General features: G+C 59.6%; 26 protein-coding genes and 2 pseudogenes. 13 read left to right on the top strand and 15 right to left on the bottom strand.

Features of this window, described 5'->3' with window-relative positions:
- Positions 1-33: 33 nt before the first annotated feature.
- Positions 34-1296 carry a glutamate-5-semialdehyde dehydrogenase gene (locus K3752_RS08195; RefSeq protein ID WP_260066093.1) on the top strand — a complete coding sequence of 421 codons (1263 nt, stop codon included), beginning with the start codon at positions 34-36 and terminating at the stop codon, positions 1294-1296.
- Between the two features lie 9 nt (positions 1297-1305).
- Here K3752_RS08195 and K3752_RS08200 read toward each other — a convergent pair whose 3' ends face one another.
- A complete protein-coding gene (locus K3752_RS08200; protein ID WP_260066095.1) occupies positions 1306-1902 on the bottom strand; it encodes a histidine phosphotransferase family protein in 597 nt (198 codons plus the stop codon).
- Between the two features lie 45 nt (positions 1903-1947).
- On the opposite strand from K3752_RS08200, the gene K3752_RS08205 reads away from it, so the two are divergent.
- From K3752_RS08205 to tsf, 5 genes are all read left to right on the top strand, one after another.
- Positions 1948-2130 (top strand): DUF3553 domain-containing protein, encoded by a 183-nt coding sequence (locus K3752_RS08205; RefSeq protein WP_170339192.1) that lies wholly within the window; start codon positions 1948-1950, stop codon positions 2128-2130.
- Between the two features lie 108 nt (positions 2131-2238).
- Positions 2239-2994: a GNAT family N-acetyltransferase gene (locus tag K3752_RS08210; RefSeq protein ID WP_260066097.1), complete on the top strand. Its 756-nt coding sequence runs from the start codon at positions 2239-2241 to the stop codon at positions 2992-2994.
- Complete coding sequence (locus tag K3752_RS08215) at positions 2981-3835, top strand: 1-acyl-sn-glycerol-3-phosphate acyltransferase (RefSeq protein WP_260066099.1); 855 nt, start codon at positions 2981-2983, stop codon at positions 3833-3835. Before K3752_RS08210 ends, K3752_RS08215 begins: the two co-directional genes overlap by 14 nt.
- A gap of 168 nt (positions 3836-4003) precedes the next feature.
- On the top strand, positions 4004-4783 hold the full coding sequence (rpsB, locus tag K3752_RS08220; protein WP_093962056.1) for a 30S ribosomal protein S2: 780 nt from the start codon (positions 4004-4006) through the stop codon (positions 4781-4783).
- A 76-nt stretch (positions 4784-4859) separates the two neighbouring features.
- Positions 4860-5735, top strand: coding sequence for a translation elongation factor Ts (gene tsf, locus K3752_RS08225; RefSeq protein WP_093962057.1), 876 nt, complete (start codon positions 4860-4862; stop codon positions 5733-5735).
- A 345-nt stretch (positions 5736-6080) separates the two neighbouring features.
- Here the strand turns inward: tsf and K3752_RS08230 are convergent, their stop codons facing one another.
- From K3752_RS08230 to K3752_RS08240, 3 genes are all read right to left on the bottom strand, one after another.
- On the bottom strand, positions 6081-6833 hold the full coding sequence (locus K3752_RS08230; RefSeq protein WP_093962957.1) for a LuxR family transcriptional regulator: 753 nt from the start codon (positions 6831-6833) through the stop codon (positions 6081-6083).
- On the bottom strand, positions 6833-7282 hold the full coding sequence (gene aroQ / locus K3752_RS08235) for a type II 3-dehydroquinate dehydratase (RefSeq protein WP_170390094.1): 450 nt from the start codon (positions 7280-7282) through the stop codon (positions 6833-6835). The genes K3752_RS08230 and aroQ overlap by 1 nt, the downstream gene beginning before the upstream one ends.
- 130 nt (positions 7283-7412) lie before the next feature.
- Complete coding sequence (locus tag K3752_RS08240; RefSeq protein WP_260066103.1) at positions 7413-8408, bottom strand: NADPH:quinone oxidoreductase family protein; 996 nt, start codon at positions 8406-8408, stop codon at positions 7413-7415.
- Positions 8409-8562: 154 nt separating this feature from the next.
- Between K3752_RS08240 and K3752_RS08245 the strand changes: the two genes are divergently transcribed.
- The 3 genes from K3752_RS08245 to K3752_RS08255 are packed head-to-tail and all read left to right on the top strand — an operon-like array spanning position 8563 to position 11244.
- Complete coding sequence (locus K3752_RS08245) at positions 8563-9381, top strand: SDR family NAD(P)-dependent oxidoreductase (RefSeq protein ID WP_260066105.1); 819 nt, start codon at positions 8563-8565, stop codon at positions 9379-9381.
- Between the two features lie 32 nt (positions 9382-9413).
- Positions 9414-10439, top strand: coding sequence for a phosphotransferase (locus tag K3752_RS08250; protein WP_260066107.1), 1026 nt, complete (start codon positions 9414-9416; stop codon positions 10437-10439).
- Positions 10440-10449: 10 nt separating this feature from the next.
- A complete protein-coding gene (locus K3752_RS08255) occupies positions 10450-11244 on the top strand; it encodes an IclR family transcriptional regulator (RefSeq protein WP_260066109.1) in 795 nt (264 codons plus the stop codon).
- Positions 11245-11248: 4 nt separating this feature from the next.
- Here K3752_RS08255 and K3752_RS08260 read toward each other — a convergent pair whose 3' ends face one another.
- Positions 11249-11854 carry a 2-hydroxychromene-2-carboxylate isomerase gene (locus K3752_RS08260; protein WP_260066111.1) on the bottom strand — a complete coding sequence of 202 codons (606 nt, stop codon included), beginning with the start codon at positions 11852-11854 and terminating at the stop codon, positions 11249-11251.
- Between the two features lie 217 nt (positions 11855-12071).
- Between K3752_RS08260 and K3752_RS08265 the strand changes: the two genes are divergently transcribed.
- Entirely contained in the window at positions 12072-13289 is a 1218-nt protein-coding gene (locus K3752_RS08265; RefSeq protein ID WP_260066112.1) for a serine hydrolase, read from the top strand.
- 49 nt (positions 13290-13338) lie between these two features.
- On the top strand, positions 13339-14208 hold the full coding sequence (locus tag K3752_RS08270) for an acyl-CoA thioesterase II (RefSeq protein WP_260066114.1): 870 nt from the start codon (positions 13339-13341) through the stop codon (positions 14206-14208).
- On the opposite strand, the gene K3752_RS08275 is transcribed toward K3752_RS08270, so the two are convergent.
- Together K3752_RS08275 and K3752_RS08280 are read right to left on the bottom strand one after the other, a co-directional pair.
- Positions 14205-14972 carry an SDR family oxidoreductase gene (locus K3752_RS08275; RefSeq protein ID WP_170459119.1) on the bottom strand — a complete coding sequence of 256 codons (768 nt, stop codon included), beginning with the start codon at positions 14970-14972 and terminating at the stop codon, positions 14205-14207. The two genes, K3752_RS08270 and K3752_RS08275, sit on opposite strands and share 4 nt — an antisense overlap.
- Positions 14973-15102: 130 nt before the next feature.
- Positions 15103-16332, bottom strand: coding sequence for an acyl-CoA dehydrogenase (locus K3752_RS08280; protein WP_260066115.1), 1230 nt, complete (start codon positions 16330-16332; stop codon positions 15103-15105).
- A gap of 96 nt (positions 16333-16428) precedes the next feature.
- Here K3752_RS08280 and K3752_RS08285 point away from each other — a divergent pair, with 96 nt between their 5' ends.
- The gene (locus tag K3752_RS08285) at positions 16429-17340 is read left to right on the top strand and encodes a LysR family transcriptional regulator (protein WP_170339164.1); all 912 of its coding nucleotides are present in this window, start codon (positions 16429-16431) and stop codon (positions 17338-17340) included.
- A 1-nt stretch (position 17341) separates the two neighbouring features.
- Here K3752_RS08285 and phoB read toward each other — a convergent pair whose 3' ends face one another.
- The 7 genes and pseudogenes from phoB to K3752_RS08320 all read right to left on the bottom strand — a co-directional run bounded on the left by phoB (position 17342) and on the right by K3752_RS08320 (position 22753).
- Positions 17342-18031, bottom strand: coding sequence for a phosphate regulon transcriptional regulator PhoB (phoB, locus tag K3752_RS08290; RefSeq protein ID WP_260066119.1), 690 nt, complete (start codon positions 18029-18031; stop codon positions 17342-17344).
- Between the two features lie 12 nt (positions 18032-18043).
- The gene (gene phoU / locus K3752_RS08295; protein WP_093962068.1) at positions 18044-18745 is read right to left on the bottom strand and encodes a phosphate signaling complex protein PhoU; all 702 of its coding nucleotides are present in this window, start codon (positions 18743-18745) and stop codon (positions 18044-18046) included.
- A 16-nt stretch (positions 18746-18761) separates the two neighbouring features.
- Positions 18762-19541, bottom strand: coding sequence for a phosphate ABC transporter ATP-binding protein PstB (gene pstB / locus K3752_RS08300; RefSeq protein ID WP_260066122.1), 780 nt, complete (start codon positions 19539-19541; stop codon positions 18762-18764).
- A gap of 70 nt (positions 19542-19611) precedes the next feature.
- Positions 19612-20658 carry a cell wall metabolism sensor histidine kinase WalK gene (locus K3752_RS08305; RefSeq protein WP_170339160.1) on the bottom strand — a complete coding sequence of 349 codons (1047 nt, stop codon included), beginning with the start codon at positions 20656-20658 and terminating at the stop codon, positions 19612-19614.
- Between the two features lie 16 nt (positions 20659-20674).
- The gene (locus K3752_RS08310) at positions 20675-21208 is read right to left on the bottom strand and encodes a gamma carbonic anhydrase family protein (RefSeq protein WP_170363458.1); all 534 of its coding nucleotides are present in this window, start codon (positions 21206-21208) and stop codon (positions 20675-20677) included.
- Positions 21205-21845: pseudogene (gene gmk / locus K3752_RS08315) on the bottom strand (guanylate kinase). The gene K3752_RS08310 and the pseudogene gmk overlap by 4 nt, the downstream one beginning before the upstream one ends.
- An 18-nt stretch (positions 21846-21863) precedes the next feature.
- Positions 21864-22753, bottom strand: a pseudogene (locus K3752_RS08320) (YicC/YloC family endoribonuclease).
- A 291-nt stretch (positions 22754-23044) separates the two neighbouring features.
- Between K3752_RS08320 and K3752_RS08325 the strand changes: the two are divergent.
- Positions 23045-23665, top strand: coding sequence for a PAS domain-containing protein (locus K3752_RS08325; protein ID WP_260066124.1), 621 nt, complete (start codon positions 23045-23047; stop codon positions 23663-23665).
- A gap of 54 nt (positions 23666-23719) precedes the next feature.
- Here K3752_RS08325 and K3752_RS08330 read toward each other — a convergent pair whose 3' ends face one another.
- Positions 23720-25090: a class II 3-deoxy-7-phosphoheptulonate synthase gene (locus K3752_RS08330; protein ID WP_093962074.1), complete on the bottom strand. Its 1371-nt coding sequence runs from the start codon at positions 25088-25090 to the stop codon at positions 23720-23722.
- Positions 25091-25246: the final 156 nt, after the last annotated feature.

Here is a 25246-nt window from a genome sequence, read left to right on the forward strand (position 1 = left end):
TTGGCTGGTCCGACGACCGGAAAGGCAGATGACATGAAGGACTTTGATAGCATTCCCGCCCTGATGGCCGATCTTGGCAAGCGCGCCAAGGATGCGTCTCGGGATCTGGCCTTTGCTTCGGCCGAGCGCAAATACGCCGCGTTGATTGCCGCCGCCGACGCTGTGTGGAAGAACCGTGCGCAGATCATCGAGGCCAACAAGAAAGACCTGGACTACGGCCGCGAAAAGGGTCTGAGCCCGGCTATGATGGACCGTCTGATGCTGGACGAGACGCGCATTCAGGGCATGGTCGACGGGTTGCGCACCGTGGCTGAACAGACCGATCCAGTGGGTGAGGTTCTGGCCGAATGGGATATGCCCTCGGGGCTGAACATCCGCCGCGTACGCACCCCGCTGGGCGTGATCGGCGTAATCTATGAAAGCCGCCCGAACGTGACCGCGGATGCCGGGGCGCTGTGCCTCAAGTCGGGCAATGCCGTGATCCTGCGCGGCGGATCCGAAAGCTTTCATTCCTCGACCGCGATCCACGCCTGCCTGGTCGAGGGTCTGAAGGCCGCAAACCTGCCCGAGGATGCGATCCAGCTGGTCCCGACCCGTGACCGGGCGGCGGTGCAGGAATTGCTGACCATGACCGACTATGTCGACGTCATCGTGCCGCGCGGAGGCAAGGGGCTGGTCGGGTTGGTCCAGCGCGAGGCGCGGGTGCCGGTCTTTGCCCATCTTGAAGGGATCGTGCACATCTACATCGACAAGGCTGCGGATCCGCAGAAAACGCTGGACGTGGTGCTGAACGCAAAGACCCGCCGCACTGGCATCTGCGGGGCGGCCGAATGCCTGCTGGTGCATCAGGATATCGCGGAAACGCTGGGGCGCGACGTGATCGCCGCGCTGCTGGCCGCGGGCGTCGAGGTCCATGCCGCGGGTGCGCTGGCCATCGACGGCACCGTGCCGGCCACCGATGCCGACTGGGGCAAGGAGTTTCTGGACAGCATCATCGCCGCAAAACCGGTGACCGATATCGATGAAGCAATCGCGCATATCCGGCAATACGGATCGAACCACACCGATTGCATCATGACCGAGGATCAGTCCGCCGCCGACCGCTTCTTTGAACGGCTCGACAGTGCGATCCTGATGCACAACGCCTCGACCCAATTTGCCGACGGGGGTGAGTTCGGAATGGGCGCCGAGATCGGAATCGCCACGGGCAAGATGCACGCGCGCGGCCCGGTGGGGGCGGCGCAGTTGACCAGTTTCAAATACCTGGTGCGCGGCAACGGCACGACGCGCGCCTGAGGCGCTGCGTCAGAACCGCAGCACCACGCGGGTCGCGCCCGTCTCGGCCGAAACTCGACGGCCCTGCGCGGCCGCCGTCTGCGGCAGCAGGGCGAACTGCACCTGCGCCGGCGTGACCTTGTTGGCGAATGTGCCGGTTGGGAAGCCTTTCCACAGGTCGGGATCGACATTCATGCGGTCGGCCGTACCAGTGACCGTCCATTTGTCGCCCACGCTGTCAATCTTGACCTCGCCGCCCATCGGCATGGCGCTTTCGCAGCACATGATGGCCAGAAAGGCCAGTTTGATCTGATTGCGCGGCATCGCCTCGGTGACGTTCCAATGCACCCGGACACGGCCCGCGTGGTTGACATCGCGCAGCAGGTCCGTCACTTCGCTGCGGCCCAGCGGCTGATCGCTGGCCGCGCCAAAGGCCACGCGAAAGAACCGAACCCGCGCCCCGGCGCTGCCGACGCTGCCGGTGATCAGTTCCATCTCGGGGCCCTGGGTGCCGCCAACCATCTCCAACAGTTCCAGCCCATTGGTGATCGCGCCGATCGGGCTGATCAAATCGTGGCAGATCCGAGAGCCGATCAACTCGGCCAGGTTGACGTTGGTGTCGCCCATGCGTACCTCCTGTGGTATCCCCCATGCCCGACCCGGAGCCGTCGCATGACAGATCTGAATGCCATTCTTGCACCGGGCATGTTTGTCCGCCACCCAGATTTCCCTGACTGGGGCGTTGGACAGGTCCAGTCCAACATCGGGGGCAAGATCACCGTGAACTTTCGCGACCAGGGCAAAGTGGTGATTGACGGAACACGCATCGCCTTGATGCCGGTTCTTGATCCATGAAACTGGTTTAGGAAAGGTTAACGGGGCTCGCCACCCGGTTCGTGTTGCCATTCGCCGCGCAGCTGCGGTATCAGCGCTGGGATCGCAACAAGACGACGACCATTCCACATGCCGGATACGGGCCCTTCATTCACTGTCAAACTTGCCGAAACCGACGAGGAACTGCGCGCGGCGCAGCGGCTGCGTTATGACGTCTTCGTGCGTGAATTGGGCGGTGGCGGAGAGATGGTCGATCATGCAGAGGGCCTGGAACGCGACCCGTTCGACCCGTATTTTGATCACATGCTGGCCTATGACGACGCCACCGGAGAAGTGGTCGGAGTCTATCGCCTGTTGCCGGGTGACCGCGTAGCTGAAGTCGGACGGTTCTACTCTGAGGATGAATACGACCTTACCGTTCTAAAAAACAGCGGCCGCAAATTGCTGGAACTCGGTCGGTCCTGCCTGCATCCAGACTATCGCGGCGGAACCGCAATGTATCATTTGTGGAATGGCCTCGCGAAATATGTGTCCGCACGGGAGATCGAGGTTCTGTTCGGCGTTGCCAGTTTTCACGGCACAGACGTCAAGCACCTTGCCCAGCCTCTGTCGATGCTGCATCACAACCACCTGGCTCCACCCGAACTGCGGGTGCGGGCGCAGCCGGAAGTTTTTCAGAACATGAACTTGGTTCCGAAAGATGCGCTGGATCGACGGAGTGCGATGTTGCAGGTTCCGGCCTTGATCAAGGCCTATCTTCGATTGGGCGGGTTTGTGGGCGAGGGGGCATTCATCGACCATGCATTCAACACCACCGACGTTTGCCTGATCCTCGACACCACACGGATGAACGAAAGACAGAGACGCATCTATGGCGGAGCGTGACGTGCCAAACGGCGCTGTCTGGCACAGCTCGGACGACCCCGACCCGGTTGAGTTAGGTGTATGGGGTTGGATTTTGGTGATCCTGCGGGGGCTCCCTTTGGCTGTGCTGGTGTTCGGTGGTCTGATCGTTCTGTTGCTTGTGCGCCTGGTCGAAAGACCCATCTTTGGCCTGCGTCGGCCGGTAACGCCGTTCATTGCCCAATTCGTATGTCGCAATGCGTTTCGAATTCTGGGGATCGGATTTTCAAGCTCGGGTGAGCTGATGCAGCATCGCGGGGCCGTCGTGGCCAATCACACGTCCTGGCTGGACATCTTCGCGCTCAACGCCCGCAAGCGTGTATACTTCGTGTCCAAGGCCGAGGTGGCGAATTGGCCCGGCATCGGTTGGCTGGCCCGTGCCACCGGAACCGTGTTCATCGAACGCAATCCCAAGCAAGCGCGCGAGCAGACCAGATTGTTCGAAGACCGTCTGAAGGCCGGGCACAAGCTGTTGTTTTTCCCAGAGGGCACATCGACGGACGGCCTACGGGTTTTGCCATTCAAAACAACGCTTTTTGCGGCATTCTTTGCAGATGAACTGCGTGATTTCATGTATGTTCAGCCGGTCTCGGTGGTCTACCACGCGCCCGATGGGCAGCCGGACCGGTTCTATGGCTGGTGGGGGGACATGGATTTTGCCCCGCATCTTCTGAAGACGCTGGGCGCACGGCGGCAGGGGTGGGTCGAATTGATCTATCATTCTCCGGCGCGGGTCAGCGACTTCGATAACCGCAAGGCTTTGGCCGCGCATTGCGAGCAGGCCGTTCGCCACGGGCATGCCTTGGCGCGGCCAGAAAAATAGGGGCAAAAGCCCCTTGCACCGTCAGTCAACCTGCCGTATACGCGCGGCATTCAAATCCGCAGGCGGGGTTTGGTCGTTTTGAGGGAGACATCCTCATCAAGGCCGCCGGTTGGAGCAAACGCTTCTTTCACCCCCGCCAAGGCGAAAACCGGAAAAGGAAAACATAGCATGGCTCTTCCCGAGTTCACCATGCGTCAGCTGCTGGAAGCTGGCGTTCACTTTGGTCACCAGACACAGCGTTGGAACCCCCGCATGGCGCCTTTCATCTATGGCGCACGCAACGGCATCCACATCATGGACCTGACCCAGACCGTTCCGATGCTGGACCAGGCGCTGCAGGCGGTACGTGACACCGTCGCCAAAGGTGGCCGCGTTCTGTTTGTCGGTACCAAGCGTCAGGCTGCACAGCCGATCGCCGAAGCCGCTGAAAAATCGGCTCAGTATTACATGAACCACCGCTGGCTGGGCGGCACGCTGACCAACTGGAAAACCGTTTCCCAGTCGATCAACCGTCTGAACCAGATCGACGAAGCCATGGAATCGGGCGCTGAAGGCCTGACCAAGAAAGAGCGTCTGGGCATGGAGCGTGACCAGGCCAAGCTTCAGGCTTCGCTGGGCGGCATCCGCGAGATGGGCGGCGTTCCTGACCTGCTGTTCGTCATCGACGTCAAGAAAGAAGCACTGGCCATCGCAGAAGCCAACAAACTGGGTATCCCGGTTGTGGCCGTCGTCGACACCAACTGCTCGCCGGATGGTGTGGACTACATCATCCCCGGCAACGACGATGCTGCCCGTGCAATCGCACTGTATTGCGACCTGGCCGCACGCGCTGCACTGGACGGCATGACGGCTCAGCTGGGCGCCGCCGGCGTCGACCTGGGCGAGTTCGAAGAAGCACCGGTTGAAGAAGCCGTTGCAGAAGAAGCCGAAGCGTCGGCCGAAGCGTAAGCTGCCCGTCACGTAAATGACATATGGGGCAGGGTAGACCTGCCCCAATTCCGTTTGAATTGAGGAGAGCCAAGAGATGGCAATCACTGCAGCAATGGTGAAAGAACTGCGCGACTCGACCGGCGCAGGCATGATGGACGCTAAAAAAGCGCTGACCGAAACCGGCGGCAACATGGACGAGGCCGTTGACTGGCTGCGCACCAAAGGTCTGGCGAAGGCCGCAAAGAAATCCGGCCGTACCGCGGCAGAAGGCCTGGTTGCCGTTCACGTCGAAGGTGGCAACGGTGTTGCTGTCGAAGTGAACTCGGAAACCGACTTTGTCGCGAAGAACGCCGAGTTCCAGGAAATGGTCGGCAAGATCACCTACGCAGCCCAAGGCGTTGACTCGGTTGAGGAACTGCTGGCCGCTGATCTGGGCGGCAAGTCGGTTGCCGACACGCTGACCGACAAGATCGCCACCATCGGCGAAAACATGTCGGTCCGCCGCATGGCGAAACTGTCGGGCGACACCGTGGTCTCGTATGTCCACAACGCCGCAACCAACGGCATGGGCAAGATCGGTGTTCTGGTTGCTCTGTCGGGCGGCGATGAAGCCATCGGCAAGCAAGTCGCGATGCACATCGCAGCCGTGAACCCGGCCGCTCTGTCCGAAGCCGACCTGGATCCGGCCGTTGTCGAAAAAGAAAAGCAAGTCCAGATGGACATCGCGCGCGAATCCGGCAAGCCCGAGCAGGTCATCGAAAAGATGATCGAGGGCCGCATGAAGAAATTCGTCGCGGAATCGACCCTGCTGAGCCAGCAGTTCGTTGTGAACCCCGACCTGACCGTGGAAGCAGCGGCCAAGGAAGCCGGCGCAACCATCACCGGTTTTGTTCGCCTGGAAGTTGGCGAAGGCATCGTGGTCGAAAAAGAAGACTTTGCTGCCGAAGTCGCCAAAGCGGCTCAGGGCTGACGCCTGTTCAGCCCGGGTTTTCCGGGCTGCTCCCAGAACACCCGAAACCGGTTGCGCGACGCGCGACCGGTTTTTTTTGGGCGAATTTCCGATTGATCAGAGGAGTAATTGGAGGGCCCCGCAAGATGGGGATGGTCGAGGCCCCCCAAAATTTCCGACATCGGCACGCGGACGAATAAGCGCCCTTTGTCAGAGCGAACGGAGAGCCTTGGCAATACAAAGATCCGTCCAAATGTTCCTTGGCTAAAGCCACCACTCACGGAACAGGGTCAATGTGCAATTTCTGCACAGTTTTAGGAAGTCATGTATTCCTTACCTAAGGTCAACTGTCGCGCGACAGCGGATTCAGACCTCCATGACGAACATCTGGTTCTGCAGCGAAGCCTTCAAAACCGCCTGTGCGGTCGTTTCGACGGATAGAGCCTCGCGCGCCAGCCTGAGGTGTTTTTCAACAGTCGCCGAGGTCAGTCCCATCAGCAGGGCAATGTCCTGGGTCGTTTTGCCATCACCCACCCATTCCAGAGCCTCACGCTGCCGTTTGGTCAAGGCGCGGTTCGGGGGATTGTAGGGCAGGGTCAGGATCTTGAGGTGGGCGATGTTGTTCATCAGCAGGATATCATCGCCATGCTCGGCCCACATCTCGTCCATCTCGTCCTGGCTGCGGTTCAGCGCGGCCAGCGAAATTGCCCCCTTCGACCGCATGGACACCGAAGTGAAACTGATCGTGTAGCCGACGGTGATCCCTTTCGAGCGGTTGAACTCGTACACCTTGCGTTCTTCGTTGGTCATCGTGCCGCTGGACATCATCTCGCGGATCATGCTCCAGCTTGCGGCCCCTTCGTGATCCAGCGCCCATTTCAGCATGGGCGCATGGAAATAGAGACCATCCCGAAGGAAACCGTCCATGTATTCCTTGCAGTGATTGGTCAGGATCACGAAGTCTTCGGGGTCGCCCAAAGACGTTTGGGTGCGGTATTGTGTGTGTCCGTACAACAGGCGGTCAAAACCATACTTGGCCATCTGTTCGGTGTGCGCGGCCCAAAGCTCCTCGAGGGTTTTTACATAGCTCAGAAAGTTGAGGTATTCCTTGAGCGTCATCATGCGCCGCCACCCTCCTGAAGATGCGCGGCCAGCGCTTCCAGCGCCAGAACATAGCTTTGCGCCCCAAAGCCGCAGATCTGCCCGATGGCGACGGCCGAGATGTAGGACTTGTGCCGAAATGCCTCGCGGGCGTGGATATTGGACAGGTGAACCTCGACCACCGGCAGTTGAGCCGACGAAATGGCGTCCATCAACGCTATCGACGTATGGGTATACGCGCCGGCATTCAGGACGATCCCGTCATGGGTCCCGCGCGCGGCGTGGATGGCATCAATCAACATACCTTCATGGTTTGATTGAGCGCACTCCACACGCAACCCGATCGATGCGCCATGCGAAACGCACAAGTCTTCGATCATCTTCAAGGTGGTATGACCGTAAACCTCGGGCTGCCGTGTGCCCAAAAGGTTCAGGTTCGGTCCGTTCAATACAAGAATACTACGCATTATTTTTCTGTCCCCATACCTGTTTCATAGCCGCGAATTGAAAACGCGTCTACCGGCTTTGCTCTCATGAGGCGAGCGGGCGCAGGTCAGGTCATGAGGTCATGCTGTGAAACGACCGTGAATGTCGTTCCTAGTCGATGGACACGACAACTTTGCCGAGAACCGACCGGTCGCCCAACATCTCCAAAGCTTCGGCGGCGCGGGGCAAGGAAAAGCGGGCACTGATACGCGGCTTGATCTTGCCGCCATGATACATGGCAAACAGTTCCCGCAAGTTTTCGGCATGTCCGGCCGGATCGCGGAATACCGACGCGCCCCAGAAAACACCGACGATCTCACAGCCTTTGAGCAAAGGCAGATTCAACGGGATGTTGGGGATACCGGCCGGAAAACCAACGACCAGAAACCGCCCCTTCCAGGCCATCGCCCGCAAAGCCGGCTCGGCGTAGTCGCCGCCGACCGCATCATAGACCACATCAACGCCATCACCGCCCGCCAACTTCTTGATTTCGGCCGAGAACGCTTTTTGCGCCTCTCGCGTCATCTCCTTGGAGTAGACGATCGTTTCATCAGCGCCCAAATCCTTGCAGAACTGAGCCTTGTCTTCCGTGGACACCGCGGCAATTACACGCGCGCCCATCGCTTTGCCCAACTCAACCGCGGCCGAGCCGACACCACCAGCGGCCCCAAGAACCAACAGGGTCTCACCGCCCTTGAGCCCGGCGCGATCCTTCAGCGCATGGTAAGACGTTCCGTAGGTGAAGATGAAACAAGCCGCATCCTCGTACGGCATGGACTCCGGGATTGGAACGGCGCTCGCGGCCGGAATGCACAGCTGCTCGGCGAAACCTCCGTGGCCTGTCAGGGCCAGAACGCGGTCACCGATCTTCAGATCGGAAACACTATCTCCAACGGCGATCACATCGCCTGAAACTTCCCCTCCGGGCGCGAAAGGGCGCGGTGGTTTCATCTGGTACAAATCGCGGATGATCAGCGTGTCCGGAAAATTCACGCCTGCCGCACGTACCCGGATCAGCACCTGACCCTTTTTGGGCGTTGGATCGGGCAAGGTGGTCAGTTCAAGTGTTTCCGGACCACCCGGGGCGACGCTGAGTAATGCTTGCATTTCGTTTTCCGATCCTCGCCATTTGTTGGCCCGAAGGTCGGGTCCTCACACCATGTTGTCAAGGCAGATGTGAAATGCAATTCTGCATAGTGAAACTGACCCGACCTGAAATAGAATTCAGGACGCAATAAAAACGAATTATGGGGAGAGGCTGATGACACCGGAGAACTTATTTTCGCTAGCGGGCAAGACTGCTTTGGTAACGGGCGGCGCGACCGGCATTGGTCGGATGGCAGCCGAGGCTCTGCTGCGCGCGGGTGCGCGGGTGCTGATCGCCTCGCGCAAGGGCGAAGCCTGCGAAGCTGTGGCCGCCGAACTGAACGCGCTGGATGCGCCCGGAACCGCCGAAGGGTTTGCTGGTGACGTCAGCAGCGAGGCCGGCATTGACGCTCTGGTCGAAGAGGTGAACAACCGCACCCAAAAGCTTGATATTCTTATGAACAATGCCGGCGTCTCGTGGGGTGCTCCTATGGGGCAGTTTCCCTATGACGCCTGGGACAAAGTCATGTCCGTGAATGTCGCCGGCATCTTTCATCTGACCCAGAAGCTGCTACCTCCGCTGATGCAATCGGGCTCGGACGATGATCCGGCACGGGTAATCAACGTCGCCTCGGTGATGGGCGAGGTTCCGATGGGCGATGGCGCCTACAGCTATTCCGCGTCCAAGGCGGCCGTCATCCATCTGACCAAGATCATGGCAAAGGAGCTGTCGCCCTACCGCGTGACTGTGAATGCTCTGGCACCGGGACCGTTCGTTTCGCGCATGACCGCCTTTGCCACGGCTGACGAGGAAAAACGCGAGAAAGTGGGCAAGTCGGTCCCGCTTGGCCGTGTCGGGCGCGACGAGGACATCGCGGGCTGTATGCTGTTCCTCAGTGGACGCGGCGGCAGTTACGTGACCGGCGCCGTGATCCCGGTCTCGGGTGGTATCAACGTTCTGACCGGAGGAAACATCTTTGCCGATGCCCTGTGAACCCTGGTCCAGTGTCAAGCGAGGCCGATCGCATGAGCGATGACCCGAACACCCTCGACCTTGTCGCCGTAGATGACTATCTGCGCGCCAACCTGCAAGGCTATGCCGGTCCGCTGGAGGCGAAGAAGTTCACGGTGGGTCAGTCCAACCCGACCTACGAACTGCGCACGCCTGGCAAATCTTATGTTCTCCGGCGCAAGCCGCCCGGAGTTCTGCTGAAATCTGCCCACGCGGTCGACCGCGAATTCCGTGTTCAGACCGCGTTGGCGCACAGCAAAGTGCCGGTGCCGCGCATGTACGTGCTGTGCGAGGATGACAGCATCATCGGCTCTGCCTTCTATGTCATGGAGCGTCTCGTCGGCCGGAATTTTCTGGAACCGACCATGAAGGGCGAAACCAGCGAAACCCGCAGCGCCGTTCTGGATGAGATGAACCGGGTTCTGGCCGAATTGCACATGGTCGACATCGACGCTGTGGGCCTTTCCGACTACGGACCGACCGGCAACTACTTTGAACGCCAGATCGCGCGCTGGACCAAACAGTATCGCGCCTCGGAAACCGAAACGGTTGCCGACATGGATGCGCTGATCGACGCGCTGGAAAACTCGATCCCGGCGGATGATGGCCAACGAACGCTGGTTCATGGCGACTATCGCATCGACAATCTGATGTTCGAGCGGGACGGCACCCGCTGCATCGGGGTCCTGGATTGGGAGTTGTCCACCATCGGCCATCCTTATGCCGATCTGGCGGCCGTAATCATGCAATGGCAGATGCCGCCGGGCAAAGAGGGGCGGGGGTTGGCTGGTGTTGACCGAAGCAGCCTTGGGCTGCCCAGCGATCAGCAGTTCATCGCCTCATACTGTCAGCGGCGCGGACTACCGGGCATCGACAATTTCGGCTTCTATCTCGCGTTCAACTTTTTCCGCATGGCCGGAATTCTCCAGGGCGTCTACAAACGCGCCCTGGACGGGAACGCCTCCGATCCGGCCCGGGCGCGTGCATTCGGAGCCTATGTGCCGATGTTCGCCAAACATGGTCTGGCCGCGCTGGGATAGAGGGGCAGGCGTGGTATCCGAGACATCATCAAGCGCCGACATTGGCAAGGATCGGAACTTCGTCACTGCACTGGCGCGGGGGCTTGAACTGCTGCGGTGCTTTCGCCACGGCGAAACGGCCCTGACCAACACGGATTTTGCTGAACGCACGGGTCTGCCCAAGCCAACGATCTCGCGGTTGACCCATACGCTGTGCCAACTGGGTTACCTTGTTCAGGATCACGCAGGCGGTTCGTATCGGCTTGGCGTCGGAGTGCTGCGGCTGGGATTCGGAGTTCTGGGTGCGGCTGACATATGCGAGCGTGCCGTCGAGGTGCTGAGGGAACTGCGCGATGGAGCCAATCCGTACCTGACGGCCGCCCTGGGCGAAGCACATCGGGCCGAGGTCGTATACGTCGCGGTCAGTAGGTCGACGCAGAACGTGGCGCTTACCATGCATGTCGGATCCCGGCTGCCGTTGTTCTCCTCGGCCATGGGGCGGGCCATTCTGGTTGGCATGACCGAGGATCAAAGGGAAACGGCGATTTACGCTGCTCGACGCGATCTGAACCTGCCCGAAAATCACCTGCGCGACTCGATAAAAACCGCGTTGGATGAATACGATACACAAGGCTATTGTACCGGATATTCTCTGTGGCGGGACGACGTCCATGCCATTTCCGTTCCGGTGTCCACCGCCAGTGACGGGCGGGTATTTGGATTGAATATCGGCGGGCCCAGCTTTTATGTGACCCCTGAAGAGCTTGAAAGAGACCACGCGCACAAGCTGATAGATGCCGCCCGGCAATTGGGACTGCGTCCCTGAAACCTCAGTGCAACATCTCGAGTTCAAGTTCTACGTTGGCCAGGCTGTTCTTGCCAAAAAACATCTCGGACCCGACAAACAGGCTGGGCACCCCGAAAACTCCGCGGCGAACGGCCGCCTTTGTCTGATCCTTCAAGGTTTGCTTGGCCAAATCGCCGGTGATCGCCTCACGGATTTTTCGTACGGGCAGGTCACGTTCCTGAATGATGTCGGTCAAAACATTCAGGTCGTCAATCTTCTGCCCGTGCACCCATATTGCGTCAAATACGGCGTCTACATATCTGTCTTCCCATGATTTTCCCATCGCCGCGACCGCCCCACGCATAGCGAATTTCGTGTTCAGCGGAAAATAGGGGCTCATATGAAAGTTCAGGCCGCGCCGCCGCGCAAAGCGGTGCAGGTCATGGGTCAGATACGCCGATTTCTTCCGATTTTCCGAGAACGCCTGAAATGGGCTCTGGTTGTTGGTAGCCTTGAAAACTGTACTCAGCAGAACCGGCACAAAACGAATCTCAGCCCCGTGGCGCGCGGCGAGATCTGGCAAAACCTTATGAGCGAGGTAAGCGTTCGGGCTGCAAAAGTCGTATACGAATTCCACGTTCTGCGTCATCTGGCACCTCCGGCCGGTGGCGAATTCAGGGGTAACGGCTGCAAATCACGAATCCAGAACACCGTCAGTCTAGCAGCGTCGCGAGTCGTGGCCGAGAGTAGACTTGCAGACCGCTCGCCCGGCAATTTTCGCCGGCTGTGTTTTTGGGCTGTTTTTCTTTGCCACGGGGCGGCAGGATTGCGCGTAGATGAAAGAAAAAACGGGGAAATTTCGGCTAATGCAGTTTGATCAGACGAGGCTGAACCGCATTCAGACATGGATGCAAAGGTATGTGGACGAACGAAAATACCCCGGGTGCGCCTTTCTGTTGAAGCAGCACGGGCGCGAAGTTTTCTTTCACGACTGCGGATTGCGCAGTCTCGAGAGTGATTTGCCGTTCGACCGCGAGACCTTGGTTCGTATCTACTCGATGACCAAGCCGATGACGACGACAGCGCTGATGATCTTGGTAGAACAAGGTTTGATGCACCTTGAGGCGCCGGTATCCGAGTTTCTGCCGGAATTCGCCGAAATGAAGGCGTTGCGGAAAGACGCGCAATCCATTGATCAAACAGAAGACTCGACGCCGCCGACCCTGCATCAACTGCTGACTCACACCAGCGGGCTAAGCTATCCGTTCAACCCAGGCGTTCTTCCCGCTGCGATGGATGCTCAGGACCTGATGTTCAAACCGGACCAGGGTCTGCTGGCCGATCAGGTTCGGGCCGTGGCTGCATTGCCGCTGGCGTTTCAACCCGGCAGCCGCTGGGAGTATTCGGTTGGCATCGACGTAATCGGACGCGTGGTCGAAGTCGTGTCCGGCAGGAGTTTGGACCAGTTCTTTGCCGACGAGATCTTTGGGCCACTTGGGATGGACGAAACCGGGTTTTCGGTTCCCAAAGGGGTAGGGGACCGGTTCGCCTCGCTCTACACACCGCTCGAGGGAGACGCGATGGCCCTGAACGCGGCCAAGTCCGGCGGCGAAACGTTGCGATTGGTGGATCAGGCCGGAAACTCGCCATTTGAAGCGGCCACGCTTTTCTCCGGCGGTGGTGGACTGGTCAGCACGATCGACGATTTTGCCCGTTTCGCCGAGATGCTGCGCGCAAAAGGGAAAATGGGTGATCAACGACTGCTGGGCCCGAGCACGGTGGACTTCATGATGCGCAACCACTTGCCGGGCGACATCGCGTCCCTGGGTCCTCAAAGCTTTGCCGAACAGCCGATGGACGGCATGGGGTTCGGGCTTGGCGGCGCTGTGGTTTTGGACCCGGGCCGTGCACGTACTCCTGGGTCGGTTGGAGATTTCAGTTGGGGCGGAATGGCGTCGACCTTTTTCTGGGTCGACCAAAAGAACGACCTGTCGGCTGTTTTCTTTACTCAGTTGTCGCCCTCCAGTTCTTACCCGTCACGCTCAGAACTCAAAGCCCTGGTTCACGCCGCCCTCATTGAATGACCCGCGCGGGCCTGCTAGGCCGATCACGAACAGAACCAGAGAGAGTCGAATGACCGAAGCCGAACGCATCCTGTTGGATTTGCTGGACATTGAACGCCTTGAGGTAGACTTGTTCCGAGGCACCGGGTCCGGCGGTGAAACGCCTACGCGGATATTTGGTGGTCAGGTCATTGCGCAGGCTCTGGCGGCGGCGTACCGAAAGGTCGAAAACCGCCTTTGCCATTCACTGCATGCCTATTTCATCCGTCCGGGAGATCCGGAAATTCCGGTTATCTATCAGGTAGATCGCGCGCGGGATGGTGGGTCGTTCACCACACGGCGCGTGGTTGCAATCCAGCACGGCAAGCAGATCCTCAACATGTCGGCCTCGTTCCACATTCAGGATGAAGGCTGGAACCATCAGCACGCGATGCCTGATGTCCCATCGCCCGAAACGCAACCGTCCCGCGATGAATTGCGGCAAAAATACCTGAACCGCGTTCCCGAAAGGCTGCGCGCCGAATTGCTGCGCGAACGTCCGATCGAGGTGCGCGAGATTGATCCCTTGGACATATTCCAGCCCGAGAAAAGCGACGACCGAAACCATCTGTGGTTCCGCATGGGAGCAGCGGAACAGGCTGATCACGTGACCCAACACCTGTTGCTGGCCTATGCCTCGGACATGGCGCTGCTGAGTTCCGGCATGCGGCCGCACGGGTTGAGCTGGTTCACGGGCGAAATTAATGGCGCGAGCCTGGATCACGCGATCTGGTTTCATGCACCGGTTCATTTCCAGAACTGGCATCTCTATTCCATGGAGTCGCCATGGACGGGGCAGGGACGCAGCTTCAACCGCGGGTCAATCTATGCGCAGGACGGTACCTTGGTCGCCTCCGTCGCGCAGGAAGGCCTTCTGCGCCGCGCCCGCAAGAAAGACTAGGTATCGCCTGCAAACTGCTGATTCAACTTGTTCATTCCTGAAATCCAACGGTCGTAATCGGCGGTTTTCAAGCGCATGTAATCCAGAACCTGCGGATGCGGCAGAATCAGAAAGGTCTCGGTGCCAATGGCCTCGACACAAGCCTGTGCCACGTCCTCGGGATCAAGCATGCCATCAATCGCGGCAACTGAGTCTTCAAACCCTTTGGTCATTTCCGATCGGACGGCCTGAGGACACAAGACCGAAACCCGGATGCCTTTGTCGGCATAGGTCAAAGCCAGCCATTCCGCGAAACCAACCGCCGCATGTTTGGTGACTCCGTATGGCGCGGCTCCGGGCTGGTTGAGCAGCCCCGCAGCGGAAGCCGTGATCAATATGTAGCCGCCGTCGCGCGCAATCATCCGCGGCACCAGATGGCGGGCCGTCCACACATGAGACATGACGTTGATCTTCCAGATCCTATCCCAATGCGCATCGGGAACATCGAGACCGCCAAGCGTCAGAATGCCGGCGTTGGCACAGAACAGATCAATGGGGCCGATGCTGGATTCAACGCTTTCGATCATTGCCTGGATTTCGTGTTCGTCGGCCACATCGCATTTGACCGAATGCCCGCCAATGTCCTGCGCGACGGCTTCGGCACCGGCTTCATCGATATCCGCACAGATCACACGCGCGCCGTCCGCCGCGAAGCGCGTCGCCATACCTTTGCCGATGCCGTGGGCTGCACCAGTAACAACTACGATTTTTCCTTGAAGATCCATCAGCGCATCCTGTCTTGGGTTCACACAGGACCGTAACAGGTTGAAATAGCACCGCCAATGCGAACGTGGCGGTGCCAGACTTCACATATTTATTTACATAATACAGATTACGCGAACTTTGGACTGCGGATCAGTAGAATGCCTGCAACCCGGTCTGCGCCCGCCCCAAGATCAACGCATGAACATCATGCGTGCCCTCGTAGGTATTGACGGTCTCAAGGTTGACCATGTGGCGAATGACTTGGAACTCCAACGAGATCCCGTTGCCACCATGCATGTCCCGCGCCATCCGCGCGATATCCAACGCCTTGCCGCAATTGTTCCGCTTGATGATCGAGATCATCTCAGGCGCTGCTTCGGCATTGTCCATCAACCGTCCGACTGTCAGGCTGGCCTGCAAGCCCAACGCGATTTCGGTCTGCATGTCCGCCAGTTTCTTTTGGAACAGCTGTGTCTGCGCCAAAGGACGATTGAACTGCTTGCGATCCAATCCATACTGGCGCGCCGCGTGCCAGCAGCATTCAGCGGCCCCCATGACACCCCAACTGATGCCATAGCGTGCTCGGTTCAGGCAGCCGAACGGCCCTTTCAGGCCCTGGACGTGCGGCAGCAAGGCACTTTCGTCGACCTCCACACCATCCATCACGATTTCGCCGGTAATTGACGCGCGCAGGCTAAGCTTGTTTTGGACCTTGGGCGCGCTCAGACCTTTGGCGCCTTTTTCAAGCACGAAGCCGCGGATCTTTCCGTCATGCGCATCGGACTTGGCCCAGACAACAAACACATCGGCAATTGGAGCGTTGGAAATCCACATCTTGCTGCCGGTCAGACGGTAGCCGCCGTCGATCTTTTCCGCCCGGGTTTTCATGCCCGCCGGATCAGACCCCGCATCCGGTTCGGTCAGTCCAAAGCAACCGATCCATTCTCCACTGGCCAGTTTCGGCAGGTATTTCCGGCGCTGCTCTTCACTGCCATAGGCATAGATCGGATACATCACCAGCGAGCTTTGCACCGACATCATCGAGCGATAGCCGGAATCCACACGTTCGACCTCGCGCGCGACGAGACCGTAGGTGACGTAACCGGCGCCAATCCCGCCGTATTCTTCGGGAATGGTGGTGCCCAGCAGGCCCATTTCGCCCATCTCACGGAAGATTTCAGGATCGGTTTCCTCGTTCTGAAACGCCTGAGTTACCCGAGGCTGCAGCTTTTCCTGCGCATACGCACGCGCGCTGTCGGCGATCAGGCGTTCATCCTCGGTCAGTTGATCAGACAGGCGGAACGGATCGTCCCAGGTAAAGCGGCCAAGATCGGGCGCATCCTTTGCGCGCAATGCAGGTTTGGTGTCGGGGGCGTTCATCTTCTGGCTCCAAACTGAAGTTCATACGCACCCTACCCTGCAATTTACGCAAAAAACAGCGAGACATTTGCAAGTTTTCATGAGTAAAACGCATAGATGGATACGCCTCGTCGACTTTTTCCGTCAATTTCTTCGCTTCGCGCGCTCGAAGCATTGGACAGGCTGGGGTCCGCCTCGGCCGCCGCGGAAGAGCTTGCGCTGACCCAGAGCGCCGTCAGCCGGCAACTGCAGACGCTCGAGACCCAACTGGGCGTGCAACTCATTCTGCGTGACAAGAAGCGATTGGCGTTGACGCCGGTGGCGCAGGACTATGTCGCGGAAATACGACAAGGTCTGAACCAAATTGCGCAGGCCTCCCTGAAACTGCACGTCGCGCCAGTGGGTGGAACGCTGAATCTGGCAATCCTGCCGACATTCGGAATGCGTTGGCTGGTGCCACGGCTGCCGGATTTTGCCCGTTTGCATCCTGACATCACGATCAACATGTCCACGCGCCTGAGGCCTTTCAATTTCTCGTCGGAACCCTTTGATGCTGCGTTACATTTCGGGGAACCGGATTGGCCCGGAACCGAGCGTCTGCTGCTGAAGGTGGAAAGGGTTCTGCCGGTATGTGCCCCCTCGCTGCTGCCGGGAGGCGCGCCGGACGATCCGCGCGAATTGCTGAAACTGCCCCTGCTTCACATCCAGACCCGCCCGCGCGCTTGGCAAGACTGGTTCAAACAAATGGGCGTTCCGCATTCAGGCGCCCTGCCCGGTACGGTGCACGATCAATTCACGACCATCAATCAAGCCGCCCTGCATGGGCTGGGCGTCGCCCTGCTGCCCAACTATCTGATCGAGCAAGACCTGGCGACCGGCAGACTTGTTGCAGCCTGCAAGGATCCGGTTGAAACCATGGGGGCCTATTATCTGGTCTGGCCAAGCTCAAAGTCCGAAGATCCGACACTTCGGCACTTCCGTCACTGGTTGGCGTCGCAGGCCCAAAACGACGAAACTCTGCCCAGATAGGCTAATCCAGCGCGTATCCAGCACCTCGAACCGTTCGAAAGGGGTCGGCTCCGCCAAACGCCGTCAACGCCTTGCGCAGTCGACCAATATGGACATCCACGGTGCGGGAATCGACATAGACGTCGCGCCCCCAGGCACGGTCCAATAGCTGATCGCGACTGAACACGCGCCCCGGCTTCTCCATGAAGGTGCACAGCAGCCGGAATTCGGTTGGCCCCATCCGGAGCGGCTTGCCCGCCCGACTGGCCTTGTGGCTTTCGAGGTCCACGACGATGTCGTGATATTCCAGGGTTTCCGCAGCCGCCGCCGGGCTTACCCGACGCAGTTGAGCTCGGATTCGCGCCATCAGTTCCGCCATCGAATACGGTTTGGCCACATAATCATCGGCCCCCGTCTCCAAACCGCGCACCTTGTCCCCCTCATCGGACCGCGCCGACAGCATGATGATCGGAATCGCGCGGGTCTGCGGGCGTGCCTTTAGCTGACGACACAGCTCAATCCCACTGAGATTGGGCATCATCCAGTCAAGCACGATCAGATCAGGCGCCACCTCTTGAACCAGCACCAGGGCTTCTTCGCCGCTTGCCGCCTGAACCACTTCGTACCCGGCGGACTGCATGTTGTACGCCAGCACCTCGCGCAGTGCGGGCTCATCATCGACGATCAGGATAGTCGGCTGGCCCATTGGCATGCCGGCCACCACTTACAGAGATTGCGAGGTGTTGTCTGCTTTCGGGCGGGCTTCGGTCGGCCGTTCGCCGGTCACCAGATAGATCACCTGTTCGGCGATGGCAGTGACGTGGTCGCCCATCCGCTCGATGTTCTTGGCGATGAAATGCAGATGCATGCAGGCCGTGATGTTGCGCGGGTCTTCAGCCATGAAGGTCAGCAACTCGCGGAACAGGCCGTTGTACATCTGGTCCACCTCCTGGTCCCGATCGATAACGTCACGGGCCAGCTCAGCATCCCTTTGAATATAGGCGTCCAATGCGTCACGCAGCATCCGCTCAACCTCACGCGCCATGCGGCGCAGTGCGGCGGTGCTGCCGCCGATCTGGTTGGCCTCGACCAAAATGGTGGTGCGCTTGGCGATGTTCTTTGCGTAATCGCCGATGCGTTCCAGGTTGGCCGAAACCTTGAGAACGGACAGCACCAACCGTAGGTCGCCGGCGGTGGGCGCCCGCAGAGCGATCACCCGGGCGGTTTCCTCATTGATCAGGTCCTCAAGCGCATCAATCGCCTTGTCGCCCTGCCGCACCTGCTGCGCAAGCTCCTCGTCCCGCGTTTCCAGCGAACGGGCCGCACCTGTAATCGCGGCTTCGACCAGACCACCCATTTTCATGATGTGGGCCTGAACCGCCTCAAGATCGCGGTCGAAGGCAGATGCAATATGTTGTTCGCTCATGGTCTTTTACCTGTTCTCAGCCGATGCGGCCGGTGATGTAGCTTTCGGTACGCGGGTCTTCGGGGTTGGTGAAGATTTGGGCGGTATCACCGAACTCGACAAGATTGCCCAAGTGAAAAAACGCCGTTTTCTGGCTGACGCGCGCGGCCTGTTGCATCGAATGGGTGACGATCACGACCGAAAACCTCTCACGCAGTTCATCGATCAGCTCTTCGACCTGGGCGGTGGCAATCGGGTCCAGTGCCGAACAGGGCTCGTCCATCAACAGAACTTCGGGTGCCGTGGCGATGGCGCGTGCGATACACAGGCGCTGTTGTTGCCCTCCTGACAAACCAGTACCAGGGGCATCCAGGCGATCCTTCACCTCGTCCCAGATGGCGCCGCGGCGCAAGGATTTCTCGACGATCTCGTCAAGTTCGGCCTTGGTCTTGGCCAGACCATGAATGCGCGGGCCGTATGCGATGTTGTCATAGATCGACTTTGGAAAAGGGTTGGGTTTCTGAAACACCATGCCGACCTTGGCGCGCAGTTGCACGGGGTCGATCCGCTTGTCATAGATGTCTTCCCCATCCAGGCGGATTTCACCCTCGACCCGACAGATGTCGATGGTGTCGTTCATCCGGTTCAGACACCGCAAAAAGGTAGACTTGCCGCACCCCGAGGGCCCGATGAACGCCGTAACGGTCTTGTCCTGGATTTCTACATTCACGTCCTTGATGGCGTGCGTGTCACCATAGAACACGTTCACGTTCCTGGCTGAGACCTTGAGGGTTTCGGTTTCCAATGCGCTATCCACGGGTGGCGGGTCCTTCGTTTTTTGGTCCGAGTACTCGGCTTGACCGTTCCTAGCCTATCACGCGCCAGTCTTACATGGGCAAAATGACGGTGAACACCGCGCCCTTTCCCAAATCACTTTCCACCCGCAACCGACCGCGGTGGCGGTTGATGATGTGCTTGACGATAGCCAGGCCCAGCCCCGTCCCCCCCAACTCGCGCGAGCGGTGGCTGTCGGCGCGGTAAAACCGTTCGGTAAGTCGAGGCAGATGAACCGGATCGATGCCAGGGCCCTTGTCGATGACCCTCACCCGGGCGGCCGGTCCCCGGATCGCGGTATCCTGATCTGAAACCGTCACTTGCACATCGACACCGCCACCGCTGCCGCCATATTTGATCGCGTTTTCAATCAGGTTGGTGAAGACCTGCCGCAGCTGGTCATTGTCGCCCGGAAGGCGAACGGGGTTATCCGGGGCGCTCAGAGACAGGCAAACGCCCGCGTCATCCGCCAAGGGGCGCAACGTCTCGAGCGTCACGCGCAGCAGCTCGATCAGTTCAATCTGCTGCCTTGGCCGAACGCGCTCTTCGCTCTCGACCCGATTCAACGACAGCAGGTCACCGACCAGACGGTTCATCCGGTTGGCCTCGGCTGTCATGATCTTCAGGAATCTGTCCCGGGCCGCCGCGTCATCCTTCGCCGGTCCTTGCAAAGTCTCGATGAAGCCCATCAGAGCGGTCAGTGGGGTACGAAGTTCGTGGCTGACATTGGCAACGAAGTCACGGCGCATCTGGCTGGCCTGTTCAAGGTGGGTCACATCCATGAACGTTGCCAGAACCGCGCCACCGGAAACCGCGCCAACGCCCTGCATGTACCGACAGTGGACCTGAAACGCAGTGTCCTGTGCGCCGTCGTTCGCCAGATGCCGGCTGTTGGCCGGCCCCTTGCTCCGCAAGCTTTTCTCCATCGCTTCGATGACCTGCGGCTGTCGCAGGATCGTCGCAAAATGGCGACCGTCGATGTTTCGGCCCAACAGCGCACGCGCATCCGCGTTCGAGGCGATGATCCGCTCGGTCTGATCGACCATCAATGCGGGCATCGGCAAAGCAGAGACGACTTCGGCAAGCAGTTCGTTGCTCATGACCGGTTCACAGGACCTATGCGACGGGCGAAACGGGCGTCAGCGTTTCCCGGAACTTGCGCATGTTCTCTTGATAGTGGAGCGCGCTGAACGTGATCCGCCGGGCCGCCGCTTCGTCCAGTTGCCGGACCACCTTGCCAGGGGCTCCCATCACCAGCGAGTTGTCGGGGATCTCCTTGCCTTCCGTGATCAGGGCCCCTGCCCCGATCAGGCAGTTCCGGCCGATCTTCGCGCCGTTCAGGACGATGGCTCCCATACCAATCAGGCTGTTGTCACCGATAGTGCAGCCATGCAGCATCACTTTGTGGCCGATGGTGCAATTCTTTCCGATCGTCAGAGGAAAACCGGCGTCGATATGCATCACGCAGTTCTCCTGAACGTTGCTGCCCTCGCCCACGCGGATTTCTTCGTGATCGGCTCGGATCGTGCACCCGAACCAGACGGATGCACCTTGCTCAAGGACGACTTTGCCGATCAGGTTCGCGTCCGGTGCAACCCAGCTGTCTTCGTGGATCTGCGGGACGTCCTGTCCCAATGCGTAAATGGTCATGACATGCTCTCGAATTCGTATTGCAGGGCGCGGACGTGATCCTGCAACCGGGGCTGCTGAATACGGCGCATCCGCTCGGCGCTGACGATCGTCTTCAGCTTTTCCTCGGTTGCGGCCAGATCGTCATTGATCAACACATAGTCGTAGTAGCCCCAATGGCTGATTTCGTCCCAGCTTTTCATCATGCGCTTGGAAATGACGTCGGCGCTGTCCTGACCGCGGGTTTCAAGCCGGCGGCGCAGCTCTTTGATCGATGGCGGTAGAATGAAAATGGACAAAGCATGTTTGCCCAGCTCGGAATTCCGGATCTGCACTTCACCCTGCCAATCCACGTCAAAAAGCACGTCCCGCCCGCTCTGGATCGCTTCGCGCACTGGACCAGCTGGTGAGCCGTAGAAATTGCCGAACACATGGGCATGTTCCAGCATCTGCCCATTTGACACTTGCTGGCGGAAATCATCTTCGCTGAGAAAATAGTATTCGCGTCCATGTTCCTCACCCGGGCGCGGGGCGCGGGTAGTGGCCGAGATCGAAAACTCGAGATCGGTGTCCCACTCCATCAGGCGACGGGCCAAAGTGGATTTTCCGGCACCCGAGGGCGACGAAAGGATGAGAGTAGACCGCGGCGATCCGCCATTACACTTTTCCTCGTTATTCAACATTTTTGCACCTGTTCTCTCAAACTGATCGATCACCGCCTTCAACTCCAGGCCGATCGTTGTCAGGTCCGAATTCTGGGATTTGGAGCACAGCGTGTTGGCCTCGCGGTTGAACTCCTGCATCAGGAAATCCAACTTGCGGCCGACCGGGGCCTTCTGCTCCAGCAGAGCGCGCGCGGCTACGACATGGGCGGCCAGGCGGTCCAGTTCTTCGGTGATGTCCGCCTTGACCGCGATCAGGGCCAACTCCTGCGCCACCCGGTCGGGATCGGCGCCCTGGCTGTTTTCCATTACCCGCGCAAGGTTCTGGCGCAGAGTGTCGGCCATGGCTTCCTTGCGCCGCTCGGCCAGCTCGCTGGCCTGCTCTGTCAGGGTCTGGATCTGATTCCAACTGGGCCGACAGGATGGAAGCCAGGGCTTGCCCCTCATCCCGGCGCATTGTCACAAACTCGGCCAGCAGACTGCCAAATTCGGATTTCAACGCCTCGACCAGCGGCGCGGGATCGTCGTCTTCGGCTGCTGCGTCCAGCATCCCCTTGAGCATCAGCAGATCGCTGGCCTTTGACGGAGCAAGCGCGACACCCTTGTTGACCGCCAATTCCTCGGCCTGCGCCAGCGCATCCAGCGCGGCGCTCATTGCGACTTCGTTCAGCTTCAGTTCGGCGGCGGTTTCTTCGCGGGCAACGCGCAAGCTCAACGTCACGTTGCCCCGGCTGATCTGTTTGGACATATCCGCGCGCAGCGCAGCCTCAAGTCCCGTCAGCCAGTCCGGCACCCGCAACCGCATGTCCAGACCCTTGCCGTTGACACTGCGCAGCTCCCAGCTCCAGCTGTGCGGCCCCAATGCGCCCTTTCCGGATGCGAAACCGGTCATGGATTTGATCATGCCTGCCCTTTCCCACTGCTGCGCAGCCTTGTTCTGCTGCACCTAAAGCTATCGTACCCCATAGGGCAAGACCTTGCCGGATGTGCAATTCATCGCAAGAAGTTAACCATTCCTTAAAGATTTGGTCCAAAATTGAATAAACCCGTGTCAATCTGTCAGTCGAAGGATGGGTCGGCCGCTATCGCTTTGCATGGCGCACGGACCGGATGGCCGCCAATCGACACGAGGTGCATGGTAATGAAAACCTTCTTCTGGAATGGTTCCGGGTCGAAAGCTGGAAAGATCATCGCAATGGATCGCTTTGACAGTGGGCGCAGTCTGTTCCCCATCCGTCAGGCTGAGGCGTATTGGACCGCGCTGCTGAGCGGCGACGGCGTTCCCAAGCGTTCCCAGATCGACCCACGCGGCCTCGAGAACATTCTGGAATACACATTCATTCTGGAACGCATCGCGCCCGGCCTCGCCCGGTTTCGACTGGCGGGAAGCCATCTGAACAAGATCGCGGGGATGGAGGTGCGCGGAATGCCTCTGACCGCCTTCTTTGATCCCAGCGCCCGTGATCAGGTGTCAGAGGCGCTGGAAGAGGTGTTCGCCGCTCCGGCGATCGGTGAGTTCAGCCTTGTTTCAAAAGGCAAGCTCGGCCGGACGCGGCTGCAGGCCCGCATGATCCTGTTGCCCCTCAGAAGTGATCTGGGGGATGTCAGCCGGGTGCTGGGTGTGATGGTCAGCGATGGCGCGATCGGCGCTACGCCGCGACGGTTCGGAATCGAGGACACTCGGATCCGCACACTGGTGAACATTCAGGATCAGGCCCACAACAGCCGGCCTTTCGAGGCGGGCTTTGCCGAGGATCAGGCCGATTTCCAGAGACCGGCGAAACACCTGCGGCTGGTCTTCTCTCGCGACGAGTGAAAAGCAGAACGGCGGACCCGAGGGCCCGCCGTTTGCGTTTCAATCCGACATGCCTCAGCTTGCCGCGCGGTCCTTTCGGTCACGGCGCAGGTTGGTCAGCTCTTCAGCCACCAGGAACGCCAGCTCCAGCGACTGCGATGCGTTCAGGCGCGGGTCGCAGGCGGTGTGGTAGCGGTCCGACAGGTCCTCTTCGCTGACCGCGCGGACGCCGCCGGTGCATTCGGTCACGTCCAGTCCGGTCATCTCGAAATGCACGCCGCCGGGGATCGTGCCCTCTGCCTGATGCACGCCGAAGAAATCCCGCACCTCGCGCAGGACCGATTCGAACGGACGGGTCTTGTAGCCGGTGGCCGACTTGATCGTGTTGCCGTGCATCGGGTCGCAGACCCAGGTCACCTTGGCGCCCTCTTCCTTGACGGCCTTGATCAGGCGCGGCAGGTGCTCGCCCGCCTTGCCCGCGCCGAAGCGCGCGATCAGGGTCAGACGGCCTTCTTCGTTGTCCGGGTTCAGCTTGGACATCAGAACCTTGAGGTCCTCGGCCGTGGTGGTCGGTCCGCATTTCAGACCGATCGGGTTTAGCACGCCGCGGCAGAATTCGACATGCGCGCCATCGGGCTGACGGGTGCGGTCGCCGATCCAGATCATGTGGCCCGAGCCGGCCAGCCATTTGCCCGAAGTCGAATCCAGTCGCGTCAGCGCTTCTTCGTACTCCAACAGCAGTCCTTCGTGGCTGGTGTAGAACTCGACGGTCGAGAATTCATGGGTGGTATCCGCGGTGATGCCGGCGGCCTCCATGAAGTCGATCGTGTCCTGAATGCGGTCGGCGATCTCGGAATACTTCTGCACGTCCTGTTCGTTGGTAAAGCCCAAGGTCCAGGAATGCACACGGCTCATGTCCGCGAAACCGCCGGTCGAGAACGCGCGCAGCAGGTTCAGAGTGGCCGCAGCCTGGGTATAGGCCTGCAGCATCTTTTCCGGGTTCGGGATACGCGCCTCGGGCGTGAAGGCCAGTTCGTTGATGATGTCACCACGGTAGCTGGGCAGCTCCACGCCATCGACCACTTCGGTCGGCGCGCTGCGCGGCTTGGCAAACTGGCCGGCCATACGGCCGACCTTGACCACCGGAACCTTGGCACCATAGGTCAGAACCATCGCCATCTGCAGCATCACCTTGAAGGTGTCGCGGATCGCATCGGCGCTGAACTGGTCGAAGCTTTCGGCGCAGTCCCCGCCCTGCAGCAGGAAGGCCTCGCCACGGCCGGCCGCGCCCAAATGCTGTTTGAGACGCCGGGCCTCGCCCGCAAAAACCAGCGGGGGATACTGCGAAAGCTTGGCCTCGACTTTGGCCAGCGCGGCCGCGTCGGTATAGTCTGGCATCTGAACCCGCGGCTTGCTGCGCCAGTTCGTTTTTTGCCACTCGGTCATAGCTTTGATCTCCGCTGAGGTAATTCAGGTGGTCTCTATACAAAATCCATAGACCAGAGACCATATCCGATTTGCGCCTCTTGACGTCGGAAACAAGCTTTGAGCATGGTGTCGGTCAAATTCGCCGCAGGCCTCGGGCCTCGGCCCGCCGAATCA

It is taken from the genome of Ruegeria sp. B32 (assembly GCF_025141855.1).
Lineage (GTDB): Bacteria > Pseudomonadota > Alphaproteobacteria > Rhodobacterales > Rhodobacteraceae > Ruegeria > Ruegeria arenilitoris.